Here is a 25,997-nt window from a genome sequence, read left to right on the forward strand (position 1 = left end):
CGGTGGCAGTTTGCATTGGTGGCAGTTATTATTATCGTGATATCGTTTTAACAATTACTACAGCAATCACCTGATTTTTTGTGAATACATTCACGCATAAATTTACTGCCACATGAAGTTTAACCTGGGAACTATCCTCACGCTGCTCTTGCTGATTGCTGGTATTTCCGCTTCAGCAACTGATTCTACCTACATCCGATTCGACTTCGCTTCTCCGCTGCGCAGCAACGAATTTACTGTAACTGTGCATGACGGCATCAACGAACATACTGTTGACGTAGTGCATCATCCTTATTGGCAGGGTAAACTTAATGCGCCTTACGGATTTATTGTAGTCAGTTATAAAAACAGCGATACTACCTACCTGTTAAGCAAGGTTTTCTTCGACAAAGGAGAAGTGCCCATCAACGTAATTCCCTCTGCCGACAGCCTGAAATATTTTACCATAGACGAAAAGGCATCTCCCCATATTATTCCTTATGATAAAGCAGGTGGCGCAGCATTCGATGCCTTTGTAAAAGAGCGTTTTGATATATTCATTCATTACTATTATGAAAACAAGCACAGATTTGGAACGGATACCGCAGCCCTGGCAAAAGGATTCAGGCTTGGCGATACCCTCTCCTACAGGGAAATGGATTTCATCCGGCAATTTCCGGATTCCTATATATCATTCTGGACTTTCCTCACCAGTACTTTCAGAACACTCTTGCTACCTCCTGTAAAGATCATGGAGCTTTACAAGCTATTCCCCGCCAAATATAAGAACACCGCCGCCGGTCAGCACCTGGCTTCCATCATCCAAAATAAAATCAATATTACCTCACATACTGCGTTTCCTGATTTTGCTGTTACAGATACTAAAAACAATAAAATATCATCTGCTAAGCTACGGGGTAAATATGTACTGATTCAATTCTGGGCCTCGTGGTGCGCGCCCTGCTGGGAAGAATTGCCTAACTTAAAAGCGTATTACGACAAATATAAAAGCAAAGACTTTGAACTGATTTCCTTTAGCATCGATAAGGATAGTACCGCTTTTCGACGTGCCGTTGAAAAATACGGGATGGACTGGCCACAGGTATTTGGCGACCAGCGCTTGTATGATGCAATGGCTTATGGGCCCATTCCGCAACTTTACCTGCTTGATAAATCCGGCCGCCCTATTTACAACACCACCTCAATAAGAGATAAGGACATGACGCTGCTGGAAAATATACTGGAAGAACGACTGGGTAAATAACCGGTGAGATCAGGGTACCAGCCACGTACCTTCCGGATACTTTTACCGGAGTAGCTTTTTTAAACAACGGCTTGCAGGTACCGGAATTTGATGTCCATCGATTGAAGTGGAATTACTAAGCGAATGTTTTTCTCGCAGAGACGCAAAGCAGCAAAGAATTTATAAGGAGATAAGAGCGAATTTTAAGCCGCAAAGCGGGTAGATAACGTAGTATATTCTTTTATATTACCTAGTCTACCCGCTTTGCGGCTTAAAATTCGCTCTTATCTCCTCTCCTTTGCTGCTTTGCGTCTCTGCGAGAAAAACATTCGCCTGACCAGCAGATTATCGCATTTGCTAATACCCTTTCGTGGGCACCAGATTAGGATTGTTCCTCAGCTCCCTGCTGGGTATAGGAAATAACAGCTCTCTTTCTGTTAACACCGGTCCATAGGAAAATTTATGCCCCACGTAATTATCAAAACCTTTTGTACTTACGTTAAATGCTTTGCGCAACCGGACCATATCAAACCAGGTAACATTCTCAAAACATAGTTCATACCAGCGTTCGTGCCATATGGCTTCTCTCAGCTGCACCTGGGTGAGCCCTGCGAGGTCGGGCAGCTTGGCTCTTTTCCGAACCTGGTTTACGGCGTCATAGGTCGCTGCACCAGGACCGCTCACCTCATTGGCCGCTTCTGCATATACCAGCAAGATATCTGCATAACGGATCAATGACCAGTTAAGATCGCTGTTGGCGGTGGTGGTTTGTGCCGTTACGTCGAACAATTTATACAGGAAATATCCGCCCAGGTCTACCTTTTGATTCCTGTTATCCTGGTTAGTGAATTCTGTGAAAAAAAACTGCCCTTCTTTAGCACGCAAATCTGCAGGATCGTAGGATTTTACGAAGTCGGCGGTAGCGTAGATACCTCCCGTTTCAGCAGAATAGGCGGAAATATTTTTGTTGTACGGAATGATGAGCGATTGCCAGCTGCCAGGTATCACCTGTGTTTTATACTGGATCATGAAAATGTTCTCTTCGATATTCTTCTTTGCCGGGTTATGCAGGTCATTGTAAGTGTCGAACAACTTAAATTGTTTAGAAGCCAGCACCTCTCCTGCTTTTTTGGCGGCCAGGTCGAAGTAAGCGATTCCCTTTTGCAATGGGTATCCGGCCATGGTGAGATATACCTTTGACAACAATGATTTCACTGCTCCCAAAGAGACTTTACCACTGACATCGGTCCAGGGCAATCCCGCATTTTCAGCGGTGGTCAGATCGTCTACAATCAATTTGTATACTTCCTCCGGCGTGGCCTGTTTGGGCCTTAGCTGGTCGGACTTCAGATCAACGGGCTGCGTAATCAAAGGGATGTTGCCAAACATTTGTACCAGGTTGAAGTAGTACCAGGCACGCAGGAAATAAGCTTCTCCCAGCAGTCGTTTGGCTTCTGCCTGGTCCATATTAATGCCGGGTATTTTGGCGATGGATAGGTTTGCATTGGTAATACCCTTGTAATAATTTCTCCAATAATTTTCGCCGTAGGCATTATCGGCGGTGTTATGCAGGTCTTTTATGTAGTAGCTGTTCACCGCCTGTCCAAGATCGGTAGCCGCCTGCCCGGTAGCAAATTCCGTCATCGTCCAGGCCGCCCCGTTGAAATCGCCGCTCATAGGATCCCGCAGACTAGCATAAATAGCGTTGATAGAGCTCCTCGCATGTTCGGGCTTTGTGAAATAAGTATCCTCTGTATAATTGCTGGGATCTGTTTCATCCAAAAATTTCCGGCAACCTGCCAGGCATAATGCCCCGGTTGCTACTACCAGCAGTCCGTATTTTATGATGATTGATTTCATAACTTTCGATTAAATGGTTGCATAATATTATAACCCCACATTCAGTCCCAGCATAAATACCCTTGGCTTGGGATAGTCGTACAAGGTAAGGCCCTGATCGAAAGGTGAGCTGGAGTTGGATACTTCCGGATCGTAGCCTTTAAATTTGGTGACCAGGAAAAAGTTCTGCACCGAAGCATATACCCGGAGGCGACTGAGTTTTAGTGCAGATACCGTTTTTGACGGGAACACATATGCCAACAGCAAGTTACGGCCACGGATAAACGAACCGTCGGTTACTTTGTGGCTATCGTTGTTGGTAGTATAATACGCGTTGATAGGGCGTATCTGCGCTATTTGTGTATTTTGATTCGTTTCTGTCCACGCATTCAGCACGGTTTTGTAACTATTAGCAATGCCCTGCCGGTCTTCGGCGGAGTGTATGCTCCGGTCGAGTACATCGTTGCCATACATAAACTGCAGGTCTACCGTAAGCGACCAGGCCTTATACTGGAAGGTATTCAGGAAGGTGCCATATCCGTCGGGAATACCTTTCCCGATAATCACCCTGTCGAGGTCATTGATGATACCATCACTATTGATGTCTTTATATTTGATGTCGCCGGGCAGCATGTTGTATTTCTTTGCTTCATCTGCCTCTTTAGCGCCCCATGTTCCGAGGGTGACCCTTCCAAAGAAAGAGCCAACGGGCTCTCCTACGCGGATCACCCCATTGCCCATGAGTATGTCACCATTGGCCAGTGCCAGCACTTTATTTCTATTGACAGAAATATTGAAGGTGGTGCTCCAGGAGAAATGATCGGTTTGAATATTGGTGGAGTTGATACCAAACTCAATCCCCTTGTTTTCCATACTTCCTACGTTGGAGAAAATTTTGTCGCGCCCGGTGGTATATGGCAGCGGCGCATCCAGCAGCATACCATCTACTCTCCTGCGGTATAGATCCAGTTCCAGGTTTAGCCTGTTGGAAAACAAGCCCAGCTCCATTCCGAAATCTATCTGCTTCGTTTTCTCCCACTGCAGACCGGGGTTAGCGATACGATCGATACCCACGCCGGAATTACGTGCGCCATTAAAAACAACGCTATAATTGCCCAGGCCTGCCAATGCACGGTAGGCGGGAATTTCCGAGTTACCAGTGGCGCCGTAGCTGGCACGCAGTTTCAAATTTGAAATAGCAGCAATCCCTTTCATAAAGTTTTCTTCCGTTACCCTCCAGGCGAGTGCTGCAGACGGGAAGAAAGCAAACTGGTTATCCCGGCCAAATTTTGAAGAGCCGTCCATACGGCCGGTAAAGGTGACTAAGTACCGGTTGCGGAATCCATAGTTGATACGGCCAAAGTAGGAGTTCAGCCCATTGGCGGTGCCTACAGAAGACGGCGGCTGAGGACTGGAGCCGGCTCCGAGGTTATAGTACTTATAATAAGAATCGGTGAATCCCTCCGTGCTGGCCTGGTTTTCAAAACGGTCGATATGCTGCCAGGATACCCCTGCCATGGCATTGAGCGAATGTACTTTCGCAAACTCGCGGGTATAGGTCAGGTAGTTTTCAAACTGCCAGGAGTTATAGCGATTGTTATTAACGGAGGCATTTCCATTATCGGAAATATATTGCATGCCTTTGGCAGCAAAGTAATCTTCCCGTTGGTTAATGACATTAACGCCCACGGTAGATTTCAATTCCAGTCCGGGCGCCAGGTGTACATTGGCAAACATATTACCCAGGAGGGTTTGCGTGTGCAGGATAGAGATCCTGTCGGCCGCCACTCTTAAAGGATTATCTCCTCCTTCCATTCCGGGGTAGTCACGGTTGCTGGCCCAGCTGCCGTCGGCATACTTTACCGGGATGATAGGCAGCGCTTCCAATACCTGCCGCATCATGGTGATGCCGCCACCGTCCAGCTGGTCCACTTGCTTTTCCCGCTGATCTGTATAACTCAGGGTGCCACCAATCTTTAACCAGTCTTTTATCTTGCTGTCGAATACCACGCGGCCGGCGTACCTGTCTTGCCAGGAGCCCCTGGCCAATCCGTCCTGCGTACGATAATTTAAAAAAGCGCCTATACTTCTTTTCTCATCTCCGTCGGTAAATCCCAGCTGGTGATTTTGTGTAAAGGCATTACGGAAAGTTTCATCCTGCCAATCTGTGTCGTATAGCGGGTTTCCCTGCGCATCAAATAATTTGGGGTTGGTACGCTTTTTCCTGGGATCGGTATATTTTGTGCCCGTAGCCCATCCCACGGGATCATACTTCTGGGCATTGGCATAGGCCAGGTCTTCTACCGCCAAAAACTCTTTTGCATTCAGCAGCTCCAGTTTCCTGGGCAATACGCCGATGCTGAAATCGGGATCATAGGTAATTCTGCCTCCATTCGAGGTGCCTCTTTTGGTGGTAACGAGGATAACGCCGTTCGCGCCACGGGCCCCGTAAATGGCCGTAGAAGAAGCGTCTTTCAATACTTCGATAGAAGCAATGTCGTTGGGATTGATATAGTCGATAGGCGTGCTCCCATTCCGTAAATCTACCGGGTTCAGGATCACCCCATCAATAACGTACAACGGATTATTGGACACACTGAGCGAGCTGGATCCGCGGATGCGTATATTGGTTCTACCTCCGGGACGCCCGGAGTTGGATGATACGTTCACCCCGGAGACGCGGCCGGATAAACTCTGGTTCAGAGAAGATGCCGGGCGTTCCTGCAGCGTTTCTGCCTTCACCGTACCAACGGCGCCGGTAAGGTCTGACTTTTTAGTGGTACCGTATCCCACTACCACTACTTCGTCTATTTTTTTTACCTGTGGCACCAGTCTGATTACCATATCTGCCGCCGTTGCCTTCACCTCCTGCGTGACATAGCCTATATAAGAAATGATCAGCACCGCATCGTCGGGAAGTCCTTTAATAGTGAAATTGCCCTCGCCGTCTGTTGTGGTGGCTTTATCAACGTTCTTTACTTTAATGCTCACTCCCGGCACGCCTGCGCCGTTCTCTTCCAACACCTTCCCATGCACGTTGATGAGCGAGGGGGCCTTCGCATGGAGTTGGCTGGCTATTCCCAACAGCAGCGCCAGGGCGGTATAAATAATTTTCTGGCGTAGCGCCATGATCTTGAAAGTTACCGTGGAAAACTGTCTCATAATTAAAAAATTAACAGGTGAAATTTTATTCCGGATACATGATTAAGAAGCGTTTGCTAAGGACAAAAAGGGCACGCAACGGCCGCTACGCCGCTGAACAATAACACGTGTTTTAAAATAAAGGAAGATGATTGGCCTGCTTCTTCGTGGAAAGCCAAGGGTCGCTACAGTGGATACTTGTGCCCTCCCGGGGGCCGCCTATCCATTGCCTGAAAAGTTAAATAAAGTTTTTTGGTTGACGACTACCTACCAGTTTTTTAATAATTAGATATCCTAACAATATTAAATATCCTTGCTAATATTTCCTTATAATATTTTCGCTAAATAAAATAGTAATTTACCCCGGGCCTTGTTGCCTGCTCTATTATATCAGTGCCCGGGGCATTTGTTATTTCTTTTCCATGGGATGCTCTTTCAACAGCTCTCCGGGAGAATAAAAATCCTTCTTATGTTCTATGGTTTTTCTTACTTGTTTTACCTTCTCAGGAGAAATAGCGGTGGCGGTGTTTCCGAATGAATTTCTGACATAGGTAAGTACGGCGGCAATTTCTTCGTCCTTCAACAGGCTGCCGAAAGGTGTCATGGGCACCTGTCCCGGGTATGTTTTATTGTTTACTTCTATTGGTCCCATGATGCCTTTCATCACCAGTTTAATCAGCCGTTCATCACTTCCGGTCACCCATCGGGAGTCGGCAAGCGGTGGAAATCCCGAATCGGGTAGCCCTTTACCATCGGGCTGATGGCAGGTCCGGCAATATCCTTCTATGGAGTAGATCTTTTGTCCCTGGTTAAACAAGGCCAGTTCAGCGCCTTTTAGTTTGGTGTTGCCGCCTTCTTCTTTCTCATCTTTTACATTCTCCCCTTTTAAGTGCGCGACGGCCGTTTCATAGGCGTGGACCATCCATTCGTCCAACGGCATTTTTTTGGCGGCGGCTAAGATAGGGAGGCCCTTTTCCCTGCCTATCCACGAAGCGGCTACAATGGCCATCAGGCGTACGCGGCTATTTTCGTCCTGTGCGGCTTTCATCAGTAAATCTGCCTGGTCCTTTACCTGGTGCCCGGTGTAGCGCACTACTTCCACGGCTGCGGCCCGGGCATGATAGTCTTTGGCATTCAGCACTTGTTTTAACAGGTCCTGGTCTACCTTATCCAGTCCCCAGCTTACCCAAAGGCCTTCGAGCAGGTGATGCTCATACCTGGGATCATTTTTGTCCAGGTTAGCTACCCAGGTTTTCAGTTTAGCCAATACATCGGCAGTATTGCGTCCTCTCAGTTCCCGGCGGGTTCTGTACCGGGTTCTGTATTCGGGTACTTTAAGATTGTCCAGCAGTTCTTCTATACTGGCCCCGGCGATATGCGCCGGTTTTACCAGTGATCTCGACGGATATGTAATGCGATATATTCTTCCGTGCGAGTGATCTCTCAGCGGGTCGCGGGCATTATGTTGCATATGCCCGATCAGGATGTTATGCCAGTCGATCACGTATAAAGAGCCGTCGGGCGCAAACTCCAGGTCCACCGGCCGGAAATTGGGGTCTTCACTTACCAGCAAATCCATGCGGTGATGACTCTTATAACCGGTGCCATCGTCCTGGAGGGTATGTTCTTTTGTTCCAAGGAAGCCGATGGTATTATTGATGAGGAAGTCGCCCTGCAGCGAGTCGGGGAAATGGCGACTGGACACAAACTCCAGCCCGGAAGTGGGCCGTACTTTATGCTTCTCTTCAATCAGCTGTATCGATTTATGTGTATGCTGGCCATATTTAGGCAACACCGTTCCGGGAAGCATCCAGCGCATATCGGGGCTGGATGTTTCGGCAAAAAACGGTTGCCCCCAATCATCGAAGGCAATGCCCCATGGGTTAGGAATTTGCAGTTGCGCCGTGCGCTCCAGCTTCCGCCGCCGGGGATCAAAGCGGTAAAAGCCCCCGTTAGATCCGCGAATAGTGCCGTAAGAAGTTTCCACATGTGTGTGCAGGAAAACGCCTTCGCCGGAATAGATGGCGCCCGATGGATCGGCTGTAAAAGCATGGCTGCTGTGGTGGGTATCGTGATCGTCGAATCCGCTCAGCAGGATTTCTTCCTTATCTGCTTTATCATCGCCATCAGTATCTACTAACAATTTAAGATTGGTACCCTGCGCCACATACACGCCTTCCGGCGAAATTTCAAAGCCAATAGGCAGGTGTAAGCCCTGGGCGAAAATCGTTTCTTTATCGGCCTTCCCATCATTGTCGGTATCTTCCAGGATAATAATTTTATCATTGGGCTTGGCATCACCGGGCTTATAATGCGGGTAACTCGGCATTACCGCTACCCATAACCGGCCTTTGTTGTCGAACGACATTTGCATGGGCTTAGCGAGGGCAGGGAATTGTTCTTCGGAGGCAAACAGCTCCACCTTATAGCCGGGCGGCACTTTCAGCTTATGCACCGCTTCTGCTCCACTGAGATACCGGAGGCTCCCATTCTTGGTGTTAGCAGGGTTGTAGTTGGTTTTAACCGGCGGCAATACTTTGGTATTTTTATCGGCAGCAGCCATATCCATTTTCTTTCCCTGGGAAGCCGCCAACCAAACGGCGGTATCCCTGATAGCCGTCATTTCACGGATCTTTTCTATTTCAGCGGGATAGTTATCTGGTCCATAAGGATCGTACCGGCGGCCAAACACGTGTACGCCATTGGGTATTTTGTAATCGTTGAGCCACATCCAGTTCTTTTCTTTTACGGCATCGTGCACGAGCACCCGGTTAGCTTCCGCTTTCGGCGCGGCTTTGCCAAAAATTTGGTCCACCAACAAGAGTCCCAGCTTTTTATAGCCGGCTTCATTCAGCTGGGAGCCATCGATGGTTAAAGGTTCCTTGGTGTCCTTGTACCACTGCTGTGTAGGCGTAAAAGCATCGACAAACAATACCTGGTTGGCTGCTGCTACTTCCTTCATGGCATCCCTATACAACGCCAGGTTTTCATTTTCCCTGCGGCCATCGGGGAGATCATATTTATCGGAGAGATCTTCGAACGCAATGGGCGACACCAGGACCAGCTGCGGCGCTGAGGTGCTATTATATTTTTGTTTGAGCGTCCATTTTATAAACGCGTCTAATTCTGCTTTGTAGTTGTCCAGTCCTTCCTTCCCTTCAAATGATTCGCTATAGCCGAAAAAGGCCACAATGATATCGGTTTTAAGCCGGGTTAACCACTGGTCGGGAGTTTCAAAACGGCCCTGGCTGGGATTATCCATTGCGGCAACTTCCTTTGCCAGTTCAGGACGAAATTTTTCTGCACCGGGAAATGCCCATGGCGTATTCCTGCCGGCATGCGGCCGAAAGCCAGGGGTTTCTCCCCCATCGCACATGTTGCGAATGAGAAGATGATGGTCCGGGTAGCGCACATATAGCTCCGTTTCAAAATTATCATAGTACGTCATTCGTGATCCCAGGTTGCCTCCAATCAGGGAAATATGTGTTCCTTCGGACACCGCAAGTGGCGCCGGCGTCTTGGGTTTACAGGCATCCAGTATTATTATTACCAATAGGATGGACATCAACGGTACGCGCGCACCGATTTTAAATACGCTGGGCATCTTAACAATTTTTACGGGAATCAGGAAACGTTATCTGCTTATTTTGCCACTCGGTAAGGCACCTGTATATCAATTTTTCCTTTCCATTTTCGTGGTACTTTTAATCCCAGTTCATAATGAATCGCATTGATCACTAATCGCTGGAAGGGCTCTTGTGTAAAGTCTTCCGGATGGCCCATAGTGGTCATAAACACACGGCCGCCGAAGCTATTGGTACCTGTCCATGCTACGGGGTTTTCGATGGCAGCTTTATCCGGGTTTACGGCCTTTCCCATCAGTAACCAGGTGGAACCTTTTGTGGGATAGTCCGGTAACACGCGGTACAGCCAGGAACGCACGTGAAAATTTTTTGCTACGCCTGTCAATACCGGGTTATTGGCCTGTTTGGGAATGATACTTACATCTGTGCTGCTCTCATGTCCGTAGTGCGTATGTTTAGCGGCGCCTCCCCAACCCGGAGGGGCATTTAAGGCAAATTCACCAAAGGCATTCCATTTTTCACTGGCATGTCCCTCCGGAAAATGAAACGCATGCGTGGTGGTACGGAAACCCATTACCGGCTTTCCACTTTTCAGGTAGGCTTCAATATGGGCCAGCTGCTCCGGCGGCAGCCTGCGCCAACGCAAAAAGAAGACGGCCAGATCTGCCTGGTCCAGTGCTTCCAGGCCAGGAATATTTTCTTCGCTGTTATAATCCGGGGATGCTTTGAGCACGATGGTTTTCATGCCATAATCTTTCTCCAGCGCGGCAGCTATCAGCGGCATCGTTTCCTCGCTGCTGTACTCATGATCACCGGTAACGAAAACCACCAGCGGCTGCTTCTTCGGCGAAGACTGTGCAAGGAGTAAACCGGTGGTCGTGATGATCAACAATAAACAAAGGCAAATTTTTCTCATGATACAGCGTTTATTGGCTATAGTTTTTTATAACGGTCGTCACCAGTGTTGTTCATCACAACGCATGGCGATTATAGATACTATTGGGATCGGGGCTTTTTCCCGTGAGTGCAGCCACTACATTACTGATCGTTAGCTGGCAGATTTTTTTATAGGTGGCGATCGTGAGACTGCCGGAATGCGGCGTAACAATAGCCCTTGGATGTTGTACCACCGGGAGCGACTGTGCTGGCGGTTCTTCCGGCAATACATCGGCAGCATACCCCCCGATTTTTTGTGTATGCAATGCCTCTAACAAGGCAGTATGATCTACCAGGGCTCCTCTTGCCGTATTGATCAACCAGGCGTTCGGTTTCATCAGGCTCAACTGCTCCACACCGATGATCCCACTGGTATCGTTGTTGAAAGGCAAATGAAGGCTCACTACATCCGACCGTTGCAACAGTTCCTTTATCTCTACCTGTTGATATGGCAGGTCATGCGCGGATCTGCTCCAATACACTACTTCCATTCCAAACGCTTCTCCAAGGCGGGCAACGCGCTGGCCGATATTGCCCATTCCCAGGATGCCGAGGGTTTTGCCGTTCAGTTCATCTCCGGCATATTGATTGCGCCAGCTCCAGTTGTTTTGTTTCACCTGGGCTATAGATTCATACATGTTACGCATGCCCATCAACATCAGGCTCAGGGTATGTTCGGCCATGGTGGCGGCATTGCTGCCCGGTGCATTGATCACCAGGATTTTCCGCGCCGTGGCGGCGGACACATCTACATTATCCAGTCCGACTCCACACCTGGCTACCACCTGCAATTGCGGGCAGGCATCCATCAGGGGCTTGCTGATCAAGCCTTTCCCCCGCGTAATGATCGCATGAATGTTGCCATGTTCCAGCGCTACTTTCAGGCTTGCTTCATCGTAGCCGGTGAATACATTTACGGCTGCCTGAAGGGCTATCAGCGCTTCCTCCGCGATTGTTTCCAGCAGCAATACGTTTTTTCTCATCTGTTATTTATGATATAAAGTAGCGTCATCGGATCTATATCCCCGGAAATCGTTCCTGTTGGAAACATACAGTCCTTCTTCATACAGCTCGTCTGCCAATATCCGGGGATCGATGTCGTCGCCGGGTTTAGAGGAAATTTCCACCAGGTTGCCCGCAGGGTCGCGTACAAACATCTGCATGGCGCCATCGGGCAGTTTTCTCACCTTTCCCCAGGGATGAATATCAATCGCATTCAGTTCTTTCATACGGAAAAAAATACTGTTGAAATCATCTACCTGTACACAGATATGTCCACGGAAAGAGGTCTTATCTTCCCATTCAGAAATATGCAGCTGCTGTTCTTCATTGAATTTGAAAAACATCACCGGGTAATCAAATCTAAAGGCTGCCAGCGGCGTTAAGCCTAATTCATGCTGATAGAACGTTCCTGCTTTTTCCAGGTTGTCGACGATCAGCGTTACGTGGTTAATTTTAAGTGCTTTAGCCATACATCATTATTTTCAGGTACCTCTTCTAATCTAAACTTTCTGTGTAAACTCCCGCACAAAGTCCCAGTTGGGTGATACGCCTAATCCGGGCGCCGTGGGCGCTGCAATCATACCATTGGTCACCGTAATCTGTTCATTTACCAGTTCATACATCATCGGGTTTCCACCCAGGGAAAACTCAATGATGGTAGCAGAAGGCGAGGCAAATGCTACATTGAGTCCTGCCATAAAAGAAAATCCGGACCCCCAGCAGTGCGGCGCCAGTTCCAGCTGATGTACACTGGCCAGGTGCGCTACGCGCGCTGCCTCTGAAATACCGCCAATGATGGCCGCATCCGGCTGTATCACATCAATGGCCCTTATATCCAGCAGCTCCTTGATATCGAAACTGGTGTATTCACTTTCACCCGCGGCGATAGGGATATGGGTAGACGCTCTCACTTCTGCTGTGCCTGTGCGGTTATCGGGACTGATGGGTTCTTCAAACCAATAGAGGTTGCAATCCTGCACGCCATGGCAAAATTGTTTTGCTTCCGGCACGCTGAAAGTACCGTGTGCATCTGCCATCAGCTTAATATCTGGTCCCAGCGCCGCTCTCGCCGCTTTTACCCTGGCTATGCTATTTTGTACGGTGTTATCCATTACGCCTACACGCATTTTAACGCCTCTAAAACCTTTCTCCACATATCCTTTCAATTGTGTGCCGATATTGTCTGCATCCGCCCAGCCACCGCTGGCATAGGCTGGCATAGCGTCCCGGCAGGCGCCGCCCAGCAAATCCATTACCGGTACATTCAGCATTTTCCCTTTCAGATCCCATAAAGCGGTGTCTATACCGCTCATGGCCGATACCGTCAATCCCCTTCTGCCCAGCACCGGGAATTTGCGGCCTCTCGACAAAGCATAATGATCGCGCGTACCATTATACATTTCTTCCCAGAGACGGGTAATATCTTTGACGCGCTTGCCTATCAAAGAAGGCTTCAATTCATTTTCTATGCAATTGACAATAGAAGCACATACCCCTGAAGATCCTACCGCCGCTTTGGCCTCTCCAAATCCTTGTCGTCCGTCTTCGGTGGTGATCACTACCAATGTCATATCAAAATTTGCCAGTAAGCCATAGTCCGACGTATGTTGTTTTTCCTTTGGAACGGGACAGCGTAACCAAAATGCCTCTACATTAGCTATTTTCATCTGTTCTTTAAATAAGTTTTGATAAAGTATTAAATGACCTGGCCGTCAGCATGGTGTAAAACGCGTCTGTAACGGAACTGCTGCCATGATCCACCAGGAATTTTGCCTGTTCCGGAGAAAGGTTTTCAGGATTTTCATCTACCGCATCGGGGTAAGGATTAGCGGGTGTACGATCCAGTGGGGCGCAAAATTCTACAGAGAGCACATCGTTGTAACCAATTTCTCTCAACGTAGCTACAATCTTTTCCCAGTTGAGATGCCCCATTCCCGGCGCCATCCGGTTGTTATCCGCCACATGAAAGCCTACCAGCTTCCCTTTGGCTTTCCTGATGGAGGCGAACATATCTTCCTCCTCCATATTCATGTGAAAGGTATCAAGACAAACGCCACAGTTCGGCCCTACCGCTGCTGCCAGTGCCAGCGCCTGTTCTGCCCTGTTGATGAAATAGGTTTCAAACCGGTTGATCGGCTCAATGCCCAACAATACGCCGGCGCCTTCGCTATAACTGTAAATTTCCTTCAGTGCTTCCACCGCCCATTTCCATTCTTCTTCCGGTCTTCCATCGGGCACAATTTTCCCAACGGTACCGGGTACCACTGATACCATGTGGCCATCGAGCTCTTTTACCATCCTGACTACGTCTTTTACGTAGCGTATGGACCGGGCGCGCTGGGCTTCATCCCTGGCCAGCAGGTTGCGCTCTCCCAGCATCAGCGTTACGGAGCCCCAGCAGGACAGGCCATAGTCTTTCATCAGTTTCCTGATGCTTTGGGTATCATACTGTTCCGGGTTCCCGGCAATTTCCAGCCTGGTATACCCAATACCAGCTACCCGTTGTATGGTTGTTTCAATCGTTTCGGACCTCATCCAATTGTGTATCGCTAATTCCATCAAGTATCAGGTTTATAAAGTGGTTTTTAGAATGTATGCAGGTAATACGGCTGTTGATAAACCATTCTCCGGGAAGAACAGCTAACAGTACAGCGCCATCTGGTTGGGTTCATAACGGAAATTTTTATAACTCACTGTTGTTTCACAAACTTATTCAGACTACCGTTGAAATAAAAGTACTTCATTTGCAGAATATTGATACTATATTTACCATAATTCCAATTTCCACTGTTATAAAATAAATAGTGTACTAAAACCAGCGTTATGAAAGTTGCTTACCGACATATCTCTACTCCGGAGAAAAGTACCGCTATGAAAGTTGCCTACCGGCACATCTCTACCCCGGAAGATGCCAGCTTTGTGATCAAGGAATTTTGTCAGCCGCGGTTTACCAATACCTTTCATTTTCATCATGGACATGAGTTGATCCTCATTGTAAAAAGTTTCGGGAAAGTATATGCGGGCAACAAAGTGATGAACTTTAGCGAGGGAGAAATTTATATGTTTGGTCCGGGCCTGGTGCATTGTTTTTGTAACGACAACGCTCCCGCAGATGACAGCGAAGCAGTAGCCCATGCCATTATTGTACAGTTTACAGAAGATTTCCTGGGCAAAGAATTTTTTGACAAGCTGGAATTGAAAAGGATAAAAGAGCTTATGCAGCTCTCTGAGCATGGGTTGCAATTCAGGAAAATACCGGCTTCTTTCAGCAACCTGTTTTTCCAGTTCCAGGCCAACCAGCAAATGAAAAACCTCATTATATTGTTGCAGCTGCTGGACGAACTGTCGCACCAGGACCGGGAGCATGTGGCATTACTGACGGAGGACCCGAAGAAAATACATTATAAAGATGTGGATTCAAAAAAGCTGACTTCCATCTTCAAGTATGTATTGGAAAATTACCATCAACAGGTAGACAGTAAATCGGCCGCGTCGCTGGCCTGTATGAGTGAAGCAGCGTTTTGCCGTTACTTCAAAAGAAGGACTAACAAAACCTTTTCTCAATTTGTGAATGAAACCAGGATTAGCCACGCTACCAAGTTGTTGATCGGCACCGATCATGGTATCGCGGATATCTGCTATGCCTGCGGGTTTGATAATATTTCGTATTTCAACCGGCAGTTCAAAATTTACCAGGGGCAGTCTCCCAGGGAATATCGCAAGGCCTTTGAGGAAAGTAATGCCAGTGCGCCGAGTTTCCGTTCCACGGGAGAATAATACCATGGACCAGCGTACAATTTTGCAGCAGATTGCTGCAAAATTGGTTACTTTTTTTCAATAGACTCCCACAACTCGATCTTGTTGCCTTCTACATCCAGGATGTGAACGAACTTGCCGTAGTCGTATGTTTCTATATTATCCAACACTGTCACGCCTTCACTTTTCAGCGCTGTTACCAGGGCTTCCAGATCGTCTACCCGGTAATTGATCATAAAGTCTTTTGAAGAGGGCTCAAAATATTTAGTCTTGTCGGGGAAAGGGCTCCACAGCGTAGATCCTTTTTGGGTGGAGTCATCTGCCCGCCGCCATTCAAACTTTGCGCCATAGGCGTCCATGTTAAACCCGAGGTGGGTTTTATACCATTCCTTGATTTTTTCGGGGTCGTTGCATTTAAAGAAAATGCCCCCGATACCTGTTACTCGTTTCATGTTGATTTGTTTTTTCGTGGACCTGGTTAAAACAGCATTGACTGCGAAACCGGCGCTGAAGGAGGTAGCCAATGCTAAGATGATGGATGCTCTTTTTATCATTGGTAAATATTAAACAATAATAATGTTTTTTAAATGATCTGCCGGGGATGGCCGCCAGTCTATTTCTGACGAAGATCAGTATTACAGCTAACATCCGTCATTGTGGCCGGGAAAGGTAGCAGGTACCTTTGAATAAGCAATATAAAATACTAAAATAACAATATATGCCTGGAATTATCACCATTACATTAAATCCTGCTATCGATAAGAGCACCACTGTACAGCAATTGGTACCAGAGCGAAAGCTGGCGTGTACTGCGCCGATCTTCGAACCTGGGGGCGGCGGCGTTAATGTGGCCCGGGCCATTCAACAATTAGGAGGAAACGCCAAAGCTGTTTACCTGGCGGGAGGCCATACCGGAAAATTTTTCGACGCGCTTTTACAGGCAGAGGGCGTGCCTGCCTTATCTGTTCCTATTGCAGGATATACCAGGGAGAACCTCATTGTAACCGATATGTGCACTCATGCACAATACCGTTTGGACATGCCCGGGCCCTGGGTAGATCAGGCTGAATGGCAACATTTGCTGGAAAAGATCAGGGAAATAGATGATGTTGACTATATCGTGGCAAGTGGTAGCCTGGCTCCCGGCATCCCCCCGGATATATTTGCATCCTTTGGTGCTATAGCGGCTATCAAGGGCGCGCGTTTTATCGTAGACACATCCCGCGAAGCACTAAAGCAATCGTTGCGTGAAGGCGCCTACCTCGTAAAGCCCAACATTAGGGAATTAGCGGGCTTTGCAGGGGTGGATACCCTCAGTCAAACCGGTATTGTTGATGTGGCTAAAGAAATTATCCATAAACACCGCTGTGAGGTGGTAGTGGTATCCATGGGAGAAACAGGCGCTATGCTGGTAACCGCCGACCTTGCCGTAAAAGTGCCGGCGCCCGGCGTAAGCCGTGTGAGCACTGTAGGCGCTGGCGATAGTATGCTGGCCGGCATTGTGTATAGCCTGTCTGCGGGCACTGACATTCTTGAAGCTGTACAATTTGGCGTTGCCTGCGGCACCGCCGCTACTTTAAATCCTGGCACTGCCTTATGTAAGAAAGAGGATGTGCAACTGCTTTTCAGGGAAGTATGCCAAAAACAATCGTTGATGCTTAATAGCTGATTTCATTGGCGGAATAGAACCATGCAGCGATAAAACAGTAATGGCCAGTAAAGTGTTTTACTGGCCATCTTGTTATGGGAAATTATCTCCGTCAATGGCGGGAAGTACCTTTTTCATGAATAGAAATTTTAGGGTGGTGATAGTTGATATCGTGCCATACCGGGTGGGCGGAAAGGCGTTTTTCCTTGAACAGCAATATAATGGCAGCGATAGCCAGTACAATGGTGGATGGGAAAGCCGACCCGGCGCCGAGAGGAGCTATTGCCACCAGGAAAATGGTAGCGGCGGCCAGCCCCAGCCTCAGCAATGGGCCTTTACCCGCAATGAAAATCCCCGTTGCTAGTTGGCATACCGAAATCGACACGACAATCGCGGTAATATTATTGCGAAAGGCGCCATAAATGAACTGTTCATAAACCGGTGAAACGGTCATGGCACCATATACCATAAAAAGTTCCGGCGACCGGATAGCCATAAAAGCGTTGAAAACAGCAGCCCCTACAAATATCAGCACCATCAGGAAGCGGGCCAGCAACGGCGCAAAAATGGCGGCTATCAACATGATTAAACCAACCGTATTGGATACCATGTAAGTGAAAGAAAAGATATTAGCATGCATCGTACCAGGTATTTAAAGGTGGTGGAAGAAGTGATTATTTCTTAATCTAAAGCTAACCCGGTAGCAGCTCCGGACAAATGATAGCGGTCATATCTGTGCTTGATTCCTGTCACTATCCCTGTGATGACGATAATCAGGTAAGACGCTAACGGAGGTCATATATCGTTTATTGCCATGACGCTACTTTTGAACCAAAGAATTAGCTATGGATAGATAACCAGTTTAGGCATAAACTGTCAACGGAAATATTGTCGCGGTAACTATTGCAAGTTATGACTATAAACAGTAAGAATACTGATCCCGGTCATATACGGTGGCTTTGTTTGGCAATACCTTAGCTCTTTAATGATTAAATAATCTGACAAATGCATGATAATCTGAACGGCCATTTTTCACAGCACGAATCCTGGAAGTATATTCTAAGCGTGGTAGAAGACGAAACGATTTTTTTCAAAACCAAGCTGGCCAGGGTGCTTGCCAATGACTTCGAAAAAAGCCACCTGGGCGACCTGGAAATTTTCCAGCACCGGTTTCTGATGATGGATGAACAGGTAGTGCTGCTCCGGCATGAGGTAAGGGAATTGCAGGAAATTATACAGCAGCAGGCCATTGCCGCCCCCCTGCCGGCAAGCGTTACCGCGCTGCAACAGGGGGTGGCGGTAAAGGTAGAGCGGCTGCAACAAAGTTTTAACGAACTGGCATCAGATTTCAGCAGGTACCTGCGCCAATCACTTACATAAATTAGTACAGCAAATTGGCCAGCTTCTTTTCATCCAGGATGACAACGGAACCTTCCTTGATATCTATTAACTGCTCATCACGGAAATCGCTTAATGTACGGATCAACGATTCTGTAGCAGTGCCTGCAATATTGGCCAGGTTTTCCCTGCTTATTTTCACAATAAAAGGAGGTTCGTTTTTAGGGTTGTATTTTTTGTGAAGATTAATGATGGCCTCTGCAACTTTTTTCCGGAGAGAGTTATAGGCCAGTCCCAGCAACTGCTGCTCCCTGGAAGCTACATTCTTCGCCAACATGCGGATAAATTGCAGGGCCACCTCATAGTTATTATGGAGTAGTTCTTCAAAGTCCTTTGAAGGAATAACAGCAATTTCCGTTTCCTCCATGGCTATTGCCGTATCTTTATAAACAGATCCTTCCAGTAAAGCGGTATACCCAAAAAAGTCGCCGTCACCATAAATTTCGGTGACCAGCTCTTTACCCAGATCGTTGGTTTTACAGGTTTTGACTTTGCCTTTCTGAACAAAAAATAACCTGGAGGGATGATTACCTTCTGTATAGATGACTTGTTTTTTCTTGTACTTGTCGATATTCCGGCCTTCTGCCAGCGCTTTCAGGGATTCCTTGCCGGTTGCTTCGTACATTAGCTTGTTAAGTCCCTGGAGATTGGGAGAGAATTGCTGATTCCGGATAGCCGCTTTTCTAAGCCTGTTGGCCACGGCATCCCATAGCTCCGTTCCGGTAAATGGTTTGGTAATATAATCGTCTGCCCCCATGCCCATACCTTTCCTGAAATCCGCCCGCTCGGTTTTCGCCGTCAGGAAAATGAAGGGCGTATCTTTTACTTCTTCATGCTGCTGCATGAGATGTAAAACGCCAAAACCATCCAGTACCGGCATCATAATGTCGCATATGATCAGGTCCGGGTGATGTTGCAGGATCATTTCCACCCCTGTTTTACCATTATTCGCCGTTAATACGCTATAGCCGGCAATGGCCAGGATATCTACGGTATTTTCTCGTAATTCGTCGTTGTCTTCAATAAGCAATATTCTCTTCATGCTATCAGGGATTGTCATGGTTATCAGGGAAAATAATAGTAAAGGTAGTGCCTTTATTTAATTCGCTTTCACATTGAATGCTTCCTTTCATCATCTCAGTGTATCGTTGAACGATGTGCAGCCCCAGGCCTGTTCCCTGGATGTTGCTAACGTTACCGCCCCTGTAGAAGCGTTCAAAAAGATGCTCCTGGTCTTCCTCAGACATCCCAATTCCATTGTCTTTTACCACCAGTTTGAAGGTTTCTGGTGTTTTAACGGTTTCAATAGTTATCTGGCTGCCAGATGGCGAAAACTTAATGGCATTCCCCAGCAGGTTCATCACAATATGCTTTGTCAGCGAGGGATCCAGCACTAAACTTTGCTCACCACTATGCCGGTAATCAATCAACTGGTTTTCTTTCATGATGCCCTGCATTTCCTGGATAATGGTATTGAAATGCTCTTCGATATCAAATTCAATTTCTCTCACCTGTATTTTACCTTCTTCAATTTTCCCCACAGAAAGGAAATCATTGAGGGTATCGGTCAACAGGCTTACATTGTTAATGATACGCTGAATATGCTTGTTCCGGACTGGCTGGTCCTTATCTGTATCATAATGTTTTACAAGGAAAGCCGAGGAAAGAATCGTGCTCAGGGGGGTACGGAATTCATGGGAAGCCATCGACACAAAACGCGATTTAAGATCGCCAAGTTCTTTTTCTTTGCCCAGGGCGACTGTTAATTCCTCTTTGGATATTTCCAGCTCCTCCAGCGCCTTGCGCAACTGGATAGTCCGGTCTTCCACCATCTTTTCCAGTTCACTGTAAACTTTCTCCAGCCGCTCTTCCACCTTTTTTCTTTCTGTGATGTTGCTGATATAGGCGATAACAAAGTTTCCTTCCTCGTTGGAATAGTGACTGAGGCTGATTTCTACGGGAAACTCGTTCCCATTCTTATGTACGGCGTACAAATCCAGGCCAATACCCATTGGCCGGCTTTGCGGGTTAGCATTGTATTTTTCCCGATGGCCCACGTGGCGCTGACGAACATGATGAGGAATCAGGATTTCCACCTTTTTTCCCAATAGCATTTCCCGCTCATAGCCAAACTGGTGCAGTGCAAAGTCGTTAATAAGCACAATTTCTCCCTGTTGGCCCGCCACCAGGATCCCGATACTGGCATAATCAAACAGGGCGCCAAACCGCGCCAGTTCTTTATTAAGCTGTTGTTTATAATGCCGGTCAGATAACATATCGGTGATCCGGAAGAAACAATAATTCTTGTGTTGGTGTTTCAGCAGGATTTCTTCGTAGACTCCTTTAAAGGTTTCCCCGGTTATATTTTTCAGATCCCGCTCTTTAGCCGCCATGCTGGATCCTATGCCTACCTGGTTTTGATCCATGATGAGTTCCAGCGACGGGTAATCGTCGGTTCCCAACATTTTAATCCCGGTATCGTTAATATAAATCAGCTTGCCGCTTTCCAACTCCCTGACGGCTACAAGCCCGGGGACATTCTCCAATATTGCGGCAAATATGCTTAACTGAAAATCTATGTCCAGGTCGCCAATAGATAGACTCATAATGTCAGTCAGGTGATATAATGTAATAATGAAATCTCTATTCTCCCAAAAATACCCGGCGGCGAAATCCTTTCCCCGCCGGGGGAAAGTTAAGGATTTTATGGGTTTATATCAAGGTAAGCGCCGCAGAAAACTCTTCCAGCGTTCGTATGCCACCCGGTAACTCCTGCGCTGTAGCGGTTATTTTTGTGTTTATATTGGTAGTCGACATACCTGAAATATTAGAAGGTCAATTTCCTGTTATCTGCCGGCCAGGTATATGACGGCTGTCATATAACACCCTGATGACACTCATTTTCCGGCGGGCTGAATGATAGTATACTTGTATTGGATATTAAAAGCTCATGTTATGCATATATATATTAGTGAAGAAGCGGTGATAAGGGACATACAGGACAGATTCCAGGTAATGTATCCCTACCTGAAACTGGAATTCTTCAAGAGGGCACATATTAAGGGAGAAGGCTCCCCTCAGAAGGAGAAAATATCTCCTGATACTCCCATTGAAAAAATAAGGATGCTTCACAGCTTTGGCTGGTTGGATATCAGCTACTATAGAACAGCTGCTGCTGTGGAACATGATTTGAGTTATCAATATGGACTGAGCGCACAAATTCTCCGCAGGGCAGGCACTCTATGGCTGGAAACTACCAGCACGGACGGTTGGACGCTGGAAGAGCTGAACAATGCGGGGAAGCCTGCCAAGCATCCTACTTTTAACTTACCAGAAGAGCCGGAAACGGAAGACTGATGCAATAAAATAAGGCCGGCAATTGCCGGCCTCCAAATTGACTATTGCTGGCAGATTGATTATCCTTTTTCAAATCTGCCGGTTTTTTCTTTAATACGGATCCGGTATACTACCGGCCGGATAATATGAGCAGTACTCTCTTCCGCCTGCAGCTCCTGGTGCATCTGTGCAACACCCGCCGTTTCACTTACCGGCAGCTGCGCCAAACGGCTCACCAGGAATTTCATGGCATAGTATCTTTCCTTTGGATCTGTTATCTCTTCGTAATTGCCCCATAGCACCACACTGCGCCAGTTGCTGAGATCCGTCATTTCATCTACCTGGAAGCAAACCAGTGGATGTTTCCGCATCATATCGATCTTCATACCTTCCCTGGAATGTGCAATAATGTAGGTATTATTAAAAGCATAACTGATGGGCACAATATACACCTTCCCATCTTCCGTACATCCGATGCGCCCCGTAACATTATTGGCTAAAACCTGGTCTATTTCTTCATTATTTAATTCACCTAACATAGCATTGTTTTTTATACTAAAATAACTCTTTTCCCTGTTTTTTGTTTAAAGATAAGTCCATCTCACTCACCGGAAATATGACGCAGGTCATTACCCAGTATGATTTCAGGCAGTTTCCGCCTTTCATGATTTCTGTCAGTAAACGCAGTGAGAACAATCATTTTTTCCGCGGATGCAACGTCATAATTTAGCATTATCAAAAGGAGCATGCTTACGACAATGTTGCCATTTTACAAACGTCCTCCGTCGTAGTCATGGCTCCCTGGTGGTTTTATCGAGCCTGATTAAAATTTTTCTTATGGAAAAGATACTGTTTATCTCAGATGCCGTGGCCCTCAGCAGGCAATGCCTCAACTTCTCCTGTTACCTGGGCAACCTAACCCGTTCAAAAATAACTGGTGTTTTCCTGGAAAACCAGGAACTGGAACTCCGGTCGAGAGAAGCGTTACAGGAAATGGCGGCTTGTGCTCCTGTTCCCGGTACTCCCCTGGAGGTACAAAAGCAATTATACAGGGACGAAAATGTGTCCCTATTCAAAAACATTTGTACCACCAGTGGTGTTACCTATGAGATACATACCAATACAGGTATGCCGGCCGCCGAGGTAATTAAAGAAAGCCGCTATGCCGATCTGCTGGTAATGGACGCTACCACCAGCTTCTCCTGGAAACCAGAAAATACGCCCACTGCTTTTGCCCGGGAAGTGCTGGAAAAATCTGAATGTCCTGTGGTGATCGCCCCCACTGAGTTTGATGGTATTGATGAAATAGTATTCGCTTACAATGGCAGTAAATCATCCATGTTTGCCATCAAACAATTTGCTCACCTGTTTCCCGCCCTGCGTCAAAAGAAAGTGACCGTGCTGGGAATTACGGAAGCCGCCCGGCCAGTGAAAGGATATAACGATCTCTTTGACGAATGGCTGCATATACATTACGACCAGGTAGAGATGATGATGATTGAGGATGACAATGTACGCGGCGCGTTAATGGAATATCTCTTTGGCAGAGAAAAAGTATTTATTGTAATGGGTGCATATGGGCGGGGACTGTTATCTACTATCATACTTCCTAACCCGGCAGCACCAATAATAGACCTCGTAAATCAGCCTGTATTTATTGCACACTATTAATCAACTATTTTATGAAAAAAGTGATAGCAGTGATAGATATCCTGCACTTTTCCGACGACCAGGTAAGAGGGTTCAAATACTTCGCCCGGCAAACCAATAGTCAACTTACCGTCATTTGCCTCGACAACCTTACCGCAGGCGTTGCTGCGGTGCCGGCAAGTGTATTCCCTGAGCCTTCCGTTATCGGGTATAGCCAGATCAGCGTTGAAGCAAGAGTGGCCCTGCAGTGGCAGATCACTCAAAATACCAAACAATTGCGCCAGCTTTGCGGGAATGATGATATTAATATTATCCTAAAAGAATCGGTGAGTTCCCCCGTGACAGAAATCGTGAATGCCAGCAGGTTTGCAGATCTTATACTAGTCAGCAACAGCACTTCCTTTGCTGCATTATCCGATAGCAATCCACCCAGGTTCGTAAAAGATATTCTGGCCGAAGCCGAGTGTCCCGTGATGGTATTACCAGATATACCTGTACCTGTCAAAGAAATAATATTCGCATATAATGGAACTTATTCTTCTATATATGCCATCCGGCAATTTACCCTACTCTTCCCGGAATACGCCGATACAGCAATAAGAGTGGTATATGTGGCGGAAAATGACCAGGCCGCCATCCCATTTAAACACGACTTAAAAACTTACCTGGACGCTCATTACTCTAAAGTAGAATATGCCATTCTGAATGGAGAGCCTGCTACTGAATTCCTGGCACTGCTGATCCGTAGAGATGATTGTATAGTGACCTATGGCGCCTTTGGCAGAAGCGGCATATCCCGCTTTTTCCATCGCAGTGATGCCGACAGCATATTACGCACTACCAATATTCCCGTGTTTGTAACACATCCATAACAGCAATTTGGGTGATATAAAAGGAAACGTCGCTATCAATTGGTAGCGACGTTCTTTTTTGGGGAACAATATGGAAGCAACTAGGCGATGGCATTCCGCCCTGAATGTTTAAATTTTTCAATCTCCTCCCAGGTAAAAGTGTTCAGGATATCGGCATGACAGCAACCTGCTCTCCTGGCTACCCAGATACCCAATTGCATAAAATCGAATTGTGCCAACGTATGGGCATCGGTATCAATGACTAATTTTACGCCATTGGCAATTGCCTGCTTTACCAATGTATCATTTAAATCCAGCCGGTTGGGACGTGCATTTATTTCCATGGCCGTGCCGGTGGCAGCGGCTTTGGCGAATACCTGGTCCCAGTCAACGGGATAAGGCTGCCTGGAGCCGATCAGCCGGCCACTGGGGTGGCCGATGCAATGTACATAAGGATTGTCACAGGCTTTTAATAGCCTGGCCGTATTATCCTTTGTAAAATGGCTGTGAACCGATGCTATTACCCAGTCAAACGTTTTCAACAGGTCATCGGGCAACGACAGCTCCCCATTTTCCAGTATATCTACTTCTACTCCCCTCTTAACATAATCATATCCCATGGCATCGTTGATATCTTTTATTTCGGCAGCCTGACGCGAAATATCATCGGGTCGCAACACATGACCTGTCCGCTCACGGGACGCATGATCGGTAACAACCATGTACTGGTAATGCGGAAATACGCTGAATACATAGTGCGCCATACGTGCAATACTTTCCTCTCCATCGCTCCAACTGGTATGGATTTGCATATCACCCCTAACCTGATTGAAAGTAACCAGGGAAGGCAACTTATGTTGGTTGGCAGCAGGAATTAACTCCTGCCCTTCCCTTAATTCAGGTGGTGTGTAATCCAGCAACAGATGACGGAACACCTCTTCCTCATTTTCAGTGGATAGGTACTGATTGTTCTTCAGGTCAAATAAGCCGTCTGGCTCAAAACGGTATCCTTTCTGTGCGGCCACGCTTTCCAGGGAAAAGTTATAGCGGTTGGAACCAGTATAATAAAGCAGGGTGGCTCCATAATGTTGTTGATCAGTGAGATAGAAATATGCCAGCAGCTGATTATGTAACAATATGCAAATCCGGGACTTTCCCGCAGCAATGATGCGGTCTGTCAACGGCATGCGGTCAATTTTATACAGCAGTTTTTTCCTGTCGGTCCCGGCTACCTGTACTACAATATCAATATCGCCAATAGTGTCTTTACCTCTCCGGAGGCTGCCGGCAAAAGATGCTCTTTTTACTTCGGGAAACTGCCGGATACTATGCAGTATCTCTTTGCCCTGTATCATGGCATCCCACAACTGCAGACGATGGTCTGCATCTTTATCGAGCTTTAAAGCCCGCCGGATATTCCTCCTGTTTTCAGGCGTCAGCGAGGGAATACCTTCGAGTTGTTCCAACGTAACAGCAGTAGTCAACTCCCGCCAATTACACACGCCAAGCTGCTGGCAAATGTCCTTTACTTTATCTGCGGTAATGCCCCGAATATCTGTCAATTGCTCCAGTGTGCCGGGAATTACATTGGTATTTGCACGCGTTTTCATATAAACTCGTTTTTGCTGATAAGG

The 25,997-nt window shown here is 47.1% G+C and carries 21 protein-coding genes; 7 read left to right on the forward strand and 14 right to left on the reverse strand.

Annotated features, from left to right (window positions below; translation table 11 throughout):
* The first annotated feature begins 112 nt into the window (after positions 1-112).
* On the forward strand, positions 113-1,243 hold the full coding sequence (locus tag HGH91_RS04875) for a TlpA family protein disulfide reductase (protein ID WP_168737303.1): 1,131 nt from the start codon (positions 113-115) through the stop codon (positions 1,241-1,243).
* A 336-nt stretch (positions 1,244-1,579) separates the two neighbouring features.
* Here HGH91_RS04875 and HGH91_RS04880 read toward each other — a convergent pair whose 3' ends face one another.
* The 8 genes from HGH91_RS04880 to HGH91_RS04915 all read right to left on the reverse strand — a co-directional run bounded on the left by HGH91_RS04880 (position 1,580) and on the right by HGH91_RS04915 (position 14,283).
* Positions 1,580-3,082 (reverse strand): RagB/SusD family nutrient uptake outer membrane protein, encoded by a 1,503-nt coding sequence (locus HGH91_RS04880; RefSeq protein WP_168737304.1) that lies wholly within the window; start codon positions 3,080-3,082, stop codon positions 1,580-1,582.
* 27 nt (positions 3,083-3,109) lie between these two features.
* Complete coding sequence (locus tag HGH91_RS04885) at positions 3,110-6,223, reverse strand: SusC/RagA family TonB-linked outer membrane protein (RefSeq protein ID WP_168737305.1); 3,114 nt, start codon at positions 6,221-6,223, stop codon at positions 3,110-3,112.
* A 388-nt stretch (positions 6,224-6,611) separates the two neighbouring features.
* Positions 6,612-9,806: a PVC-type heme-binding CxxCH protein gene (locus tag HGH91_RS04890; RefSeq protein ID WP_168737306.1), complete on the reverse strand. Its 3,195-nt coding sequence runs from the start codon at positions 9,804-9,806 to the stop codon at positions 6,612-6,614.
* A gap of 38 nt (positions 9,807-9,844) precedes the next feature.
* Positions 9,845-10,702, reverse strand: a complete 858-nt coding sequence (locus tag HGH91_RS04895) for a ThuA domain-containing protein (protein ID WP_168737307.1) — start codon at positions 10,700-10,702, stop codon at positions 9,845-9,847.
* Between the two features lie 55 nt (positions 10,703-10,757).
* The gene (locus tag HGH91_RS04900; protein ID WP_168737308.1) at positions 10,758-11,705 is read right to left on the reverse strand and encodes a 2-hydroxyacid dehydrogenase; all 948 of its coding nucleotides are present in this window, start codon (positions 11,703-11,705) and stop codon (positions 10,758-10,760) included.
* A 3-nt stretch (positions 11,706-11,708) separates the two neighbouring features.
* Positions 11,709-12,194: a VOC family protein gene (locus tag HGH91_RS04905; RefSeq protein WP_168737309.1), complete on the reverse strand. Its 486-nt coding sequence runs from the start codon at positions 12,192-12,194 to the stop codon at positions 11,709-11,711.
* A gap of 30 nt (positions 12,195-12,224) precedes the next feature.
* Complete coding sequence (locus HGH91_RS04910) at positions 12,225-13,391, reverse strand: mandelate racemase/muconate lactonizing enzyme family protein (protein ID WP_168737310.1); 1,167 nt, start codon at positions 13,389-13,391, stop codon at positions 12,225-12,227.
* A gap of 7 nt (positions 13,392-13,398) precedes the next feature.
* Complete coding sequence (locus HGH91_RS04915) at positions 13,399-14,283, reverse strand: sugar phosphate isomerase/epimerase family protein (RefSeq protein WP_168737311.1); 885 nt, start codon at positions 14,281-14,283, stop codon at positions 13,399-13,401.
* 264 nt (positions 14,284-14,547) lie between these two features.
* Between HGH91_RS04915 and HGH91_RS04920 the strand changes: the two genes are divergently transcribed.
* The gene (locus HGH91_RS04920; protein ID WP_168737312.1) at positions 14,548-15,501 is read left to right on the forward strand and encodes an AraC family transcriptional regulator; all 954 of its coding nucleotides are present in this window, start codon (positions 14,548-14,550) and stop codon (positions 15,499-15,501) included.
* A gap of 47 nt (positions 15,502-15,548) precedes the next feature.
* On the opposite strand, the gene HGH91_RS04925 is transcribed toward HGH91_RS04920, so the two are convergent.
* A complete protein-coding gene (locus HGH91_RS04925; RefSeq protein WP_168737313.1) occupies positions 15,549-15,932 on the reverse strand; it encodes a VOC family protein in 384 nt (127 codons plus the stop codon).
* A gap of 266 nt (positions 15,933-16,198) precedes the next feature.
* Here HGH91_RS04925 and HGH91_RS04930 point away from each other — a divergent pair, with 266 nt between their 5' ends.
* The gene (locus HGH91_RS04930) at positions 16,199-17,149 is read left to right on the forward strand and encodes a 1-phosphofructokinase family hexose kinase (protein ID WP_168737314.1); all 951 of its coding nucleotides are present in this window, start codon (positions 16,199-16,201) and stop codon (positions 17,147-17,149) included.
* A gap of 91 nt (positions 17,150-17,240) precedes the next feature.
* Here HGH91_RS04930 and HGH91_RS04935 read toward each other — a convergent pair whose 3' ends face one another.
* Entirely contained in the window at positions 17,241-17,768 is a 528-nt protein-coding gene (locus HGH91_RS04935; protein ID WP_168737315.1) for a hypothetical protein, read from the reverse strand.
* A 365-nt stretch (positions 17,769-18,133) separates the two neighbouring features.
* On the opposite strand from HGH91_RS04935, the gene HGH91_RS04940 reads away from it, so the two are divergent.
* On the forward strand, positions 18,134-18,508 hold the full coding sequence (locus HGH91_RS04940) for a hypothetical protein (RefSeq protein WP_168737316.1): 375 nt from the start codon (positions 18,134-18,136) through the stop codon (positions 18,506-18,508).
* A 1-nt stretch (position 18,509) separates the two neighbouring features.
* Here HGH91_RS04940 and HGH91_RS04945 read toward each other — a convergent pair whose 3' ends face one another.
* The gene (locus tag HGH91_RS04945; RefSeq protein ID WP_168737317.1) at positions 18,510-19,568 is read right to left on the reverse strand and encodes a response regulator; all 1,059 of its coding nucleotides are present in this window, start codon (positions 19,566-19,568) and stop codon (positions 18,510-18,512) included.
* Positions 19,569-19,572: 4 nt separating this feature from the next.
* Positions 19,573-21,132 (reverse strand): PAS domain-containing sensor histidine kinase, encoded by a 1,560-nt coding sequence (locus tag HGH91_RS04950; protein WP_247651649.1) that lies wholly within the window; start codon positions 21,130-21,132, stop codon positions 19,573-19,575.
* Between the two features lie 349 nt (positions 21,133-21,481).
* Between HGH91_RS04950 and HGH91_RS04955 the strand changes: the two genes are divergently transcribed.
* Entirely contained in the window at positions 21,482-21,883 is a 402-nt protein-coding gene (locus HGH91_RS04955; protein ID WP_168737318.1) for a hypothetical protein, read from the forward strand.
* A gap of 59 nt (positions 21,884-21,942) precedes the next feature.
* On the opposite strand, the gene HGH91_RS04960 is transcribed toward HGH91_RS04955, so the two are convergent.
* Positions 21,943-22,401, reverse strand: coding sequence for a pyridoxamine 5'-phosphate oxidase family protein (locus tag HGH91_RS04960; protein WP_168737319.1), 459 nt, complete (start codon positions 22,399-22,401; stop codon positions 21,943-21,945).
* Positions 22,402-22,699: 298 nt separating this feature from the next.
* Between HGH91_RS04960 and HGH91_RS04965 the strand changes: the two genes are divergently transcribed.
* Positions 22,700-23,533: a universal stress protein gene (locus HGH91_RS04965; protein WP_168737320.1), complete on the forward strand. Its 834-nt coding sequence runs from the start codon at positions 22,700-22,702 to the stop codon at positions 23,531-23,533.
* 11 nt (positions 23,534-23,544) lie between these two features.
* The gene (locus HGH91_RS04970; protein ID WP_168737321.1) at positions 23,545-24,384 is read left to right on the forward strand and encodes a universal stress protein; all 840 of its coding nucleotides are present in this window, start codon (positions 23,545-23,547) and stop codon (positions 24,382-24,384) included.
* A gap of 80 nt (positions 24,385-24,464) precedes the next feature.
* On the opposite strand, the gene HGH91_RS04975 is transcribed toward HGH91_RS04970, so the two are convergent.
* Complete coding sequence (locus tag HGH91_RS04975; RefSeq protein WP_168737322.1) at positions 24,465-25,973, reverse strand: DNA polymerase/3'-5' exonuclease PolX; 1,509 nt, start codon at positions 25,971-25,973, stop codon at positions 24,465-24,467.
* Positions 25,974-25,997: the final 24 nt, after the last annotated feature.

Source organism: Chitinophaga eiseniae (assembly GCF_012641265.1).
Taxonomy (GTDB): Bacteria; Bacteroidota; Bacteroidia; order Chitinophagales; family Chitinophagaceae; genus Chitinophaga; species Chitinophaga eiseniae_A.